General features: G+C 41.3%; 3 protein-coding genes. 2 read left to right on the top strand and 1 reads right to left on the bottom strand.

What is annotated here, in order from left to right; translation table 11 throughout:
* Positions 1 to 284, bottom strand: a 284-nt coding sequence (locus B3473_RS00205) for a lactate/malate family dehydrogenase (RefSeq protein ID WP_414717672.1), incomplete at its 3' end; no start/stop codon positions are given.
* Between the two features lie 213 nt (positions 285 to 497).
* Between B3473_RS00205 and gyrA the strand changes: the two genes are divergently transcribed.
* On the top strand, positions 498 to 2939 hold the full coding sequence (gyrA, locus tag B3473_RS00200) for a DNA gyrase subunit A (RefSeq protein WP_154455503.1): 2442 nt from the start codon (positions 498 to 500) through the stop codon (positions 2937 to 2939).
* A 12-nt stretch (positions 2940 to 2951) separates the two neighbouring features.
* A complete protein-coding gene (locus B3473_RS00195) occupies positions 2952 to 3680 on the top strand; it encodes a class A sortase (RefSeq protein ID WP_154455502.1) in 729 nt (242 codons plus the stop codon).
* Positions 3681 to 3796: the final 116 nt, after the last annotated feature.

Below are 3796 nucleotides of genomic sequence, written 5' to 3'. Positions count from 1 at the left end.
AGACGAGTTTCACCTGGTTTTTGAGGAGCACCAGCAGTAATTACGACAAGATCAGCATCTGCACAGTCTTCGTATTTAGCAGCGTAGATTTTTTTAGGTGAAGTGAATGCAAGAGCGTGGCTCAAATCTTCAGCGTCACCAACAGCTTTGTTGAAAAGTTGTGGAATTTCGATGATACCAAGTTCTTGTGCGATTCCTTGGTTTACAAGCGCAAATGCGTAAGATGATCCAACGGCACCATCACCAACAAGGATAACTTTTTTGTGTTGTTTAGTTGCAGTCATTATCTAAACATCTCCTTAACTTTTTTTGAGGTTAAAGCCTCATACGTTTATATTTTAGCACGTTACGTGAGATATGTCACTAATTTATTCTAAAAACTTTGTGAAATTTTATTTTAGTGTAGTCAATCTAAGTTTGGCTAGCCATGTCGTTTCTAGGAAAAATATGGTATAATATAGAAGAGTTTTACAGTAGAGGAGGAGAGTTTTTCCTTAATGCAGGATAAGAATTTAATTGACGTTAATCTAACCTCAGAGATGAAAGTAAGTTTTATCGATTATGCGATGTCTGTTATTGTCGCACGCGCACTGCCAGATGTTCGCGATGGGTTAAAGCCTGTTCATCGCCGCATTCTTTATGGAATGAATGAGCTTGGAGTAACGCCTGATAAACCGCATAAAAAATCAGCTCGTATCACAGGGGATGTCATGGGTAAATATCACCCTCATGGTGATTCTTCGATTTATGAAGCTATGGTTCGAATGGCTCAATGGTGGAGCTATCGTCATATGTTGGTTGATGGTCACGGAAACTTTGGTTCAATGGATGGTGATGGTGCAGCGGCACAACGTTATACCGAAGCCCGAATGAGCAAAATTGCGCTAGAGATGTTGCGTGATATCAACAAAAAAACAGTTGATTTCCAAGATAACTACGATGGTAGCGAACGTGAGCCTTTGGTCTTACCATCGCGTTTTCCTAATTTGTTGGTCAATGGTGCAACAGGGATTGCCGTCGGTATGGCGACAAATATCCCACCGCACAACTTAGGCGAATCGATTGATGCGGTTAAGTTGGTGATGGATAATCCTGACGTGACGACGCGTGAATTGATGGAAGTCTTGCCTGGACCAGATTTCCCAACAGGGGCTTTGGTAATGGGACGTTCAGGGATTTACAAAGCTTATGAAACAGGTAAGGGGTCTATTATCCTGCGTTCACGTGCAGAGATTGAAACAACTAAGAGTGGTCGTGAGCGTATCGTGGTGACGGAGTTCCCTTATGGCGTCAATAAAACTAAGGTACACGAACACATCGTGCGTTTGACGCAAGAAAAGCGTATCGAAGGAATCACAGCGGTACGTGATGAATCAAGCCGCGAAGGTATTCGCTTTGTTATTGAAGTGCGTCGTGATGCCTCTGCTAATGTGATTTTGAATAATCTTTTTAAATTGACCAGCTTGCAAACCAATTATAGTTTTAATATGCTGGCGATTGAAAATGGTGTGCCTAAGATTTTATCACTCAAACAGATTATTGTTGATTACATCGAGCACCAAAAAGATGTGATTGTTCGCCGCACAAAATTTGATAAAGCAAAGGCAGAAAAACGCGCTCACATCTTGGAAGGCTTGCTGATTGCTTTAGACCACTTGGACGAAGTGATTAGCATTATCCGCAATAGCGAAACCGATGTTTTGGCACAAAAAGAATTGATGGAACGTTTCCAATTGTCAGAACGTCAAAGTCAAGCTATCCTTGATATGCGTTTGCGTCGTTTGACTGGTTTGGAAAGGGAAAAAATCCAAGATGAATACGATGATTTGTTGGCTTTGATTGCTGATTTGTCGGATATTTTAGCCAAACCAGAGCGTATTATTGCGATCATCAAAGAAGAAATGGACGAGATTAAGCGTAAATATGCTGACCCTCGCCGTACAGAATTGATGGTGGGAGAAGTGCTTTCACTAGACGATGAAGATTTGATTGAAGAAAGCGATGTTCTCATCACCTTGTCTGATAATGGTTACGTTAAACGCCTTTCTCAAGACGAATTCCGTTCGCAAAAACGTGGCGGTCGTGGAGTCAAGGGAACAGGTGTCAATGACGATGACTTTGTGCGAGAATTGGTATCGACAAATACTCACGATTACGTTTACTTTATGACCAATCGTGGTCGTGTTTACCGTTTGAAGGGCTATGAAATCCCTGAATACGGTCGCAGTGCCAAGGGATTACCAATTGTCAATCTCTTGAAATTGGACGAGGACGAAGTGGTTCAAACCATCATCAGAGCCACACAAGCTGAGTCAGAAGAAAATTATTTCTTCTTTGTGACACGAAATGGGATTATCAAGCGAACTAAGGAGTCTGAATTTGCGCATATTCGTCAAAATGGTCTGAAGGCTATTACCCTTAAAGACGGTGATGAGTTAATCAATGTTATCCGAACAAGCGGCGATGATGATATCATCATTGGAACACGTTTTGGTTATAGTGTCCGCTTTAAAGAAAGTGCTGTTCGTAGTATGAGCCGCTCAGCTTCAGGTGTTCGTGGGGTAAATCTTCGTGAGGGTGACGCTGTTGTGGGTGCTTCACGCATCACAGATGACCAAGAAGTGCTTGTGATTACAGAGAAGGGCTACGGCAAACGTACAGCTGCATCTGAATACCCAACTAAAGGTCGCGGTGGTAAAGGTATTAAGACTATTAAGATCACTGAGAAAAATGGTCTGTTAGCTGGTCTAGCAACTGTCAATGGTGACGAGGATATCATGGTTATTACAGATACAGGTGTTGTCATTCGTACAGGTGTGTCTAATATTTCGCAAACAGGTCGTTCAACCTTGGGCGTTAAAGTCATGAAATTGTACCAAGATTCTAAAATCATGACCTTTACCCTCGTCCATCCCGAAGAAGAAAATGATGAAGCATAAGGCTATAAGGATATGAAAAGAAGATTCGAAACAACTCTGAAAGTCTTTATCTGCTTTGTTTTAATCGTCGTTGGTCTAGCCTTGATTTTTAATCAGTCTATTTGTAATTTTTTGATTGGTCGCCAGTCAAATCGTTACCAAATCGAAAAAGTATCTAAAAAAACACTGGAAAAAAACCAGTCGGCAGACGTGACTTATGATTTTTCAGCGGTTGAGCCAATCAGTTTGCAGTCTGTTTTAAAAAATCAGACGAGTCAGGTTGATTTGCCTGCGATTGGTGGAATTGCCATCCCTGATTTAGACATCAATCTTCCTATTTTTAAAGGCTTGGGCAATACAGAATTATCTTACGGCGCTGGGACGATGAAGAAAAATCAAGTTATGGGCGGGGTCAATAATTACGCACTCGCCAGCCATCACGTTTTTGAATTGGAAGGTTCGTCTAAAATGCTCTTTTCACCACTTGAACGTGCTAAAACTGGCATGACGATTTATTTGACGGACAAATCAATGATTTACACCTATGTCATCACGTCAGTGGAGTCAGTAGCACCTGACCGCTCAGATGTGCTAAACGACAGTCCTGGGCAATCTGAGGTAACCTTGGTGACGTGTACCGACCAAGCTGCGACCAACCGTATTGTGGTCAAGGGCAATCTAGAATCTTCAGTTTCCTATGACCAAGCTCCAAAGGACGTGCTAAAGGCTTTCCAATATGCTTATAATCAAATGTCCTTTTAACCTAAAACCTTGGTTACCATCGTAGGAAAGAAAAACTATAAGAATTGTCAATAGTTTGTTCTAAATTTTTTAGAATACTTTAGATCATATTTTGAAAGCCAAATTTCAAGTTCAAA

It is taken from the genome of Streptococcus sp. UBA632, assembly GCF_002300045.1.
GTDB classification, from domain to species: domain Bacteria; phylum Bacillota; class Bacilli; order Lactobacillales; family Streptococcaceae; genus Streptococcus; species Streptococcus alactolyticus.
This window is presented reverse-complemented; position numbering and strand designations above follow the sequence as displayed.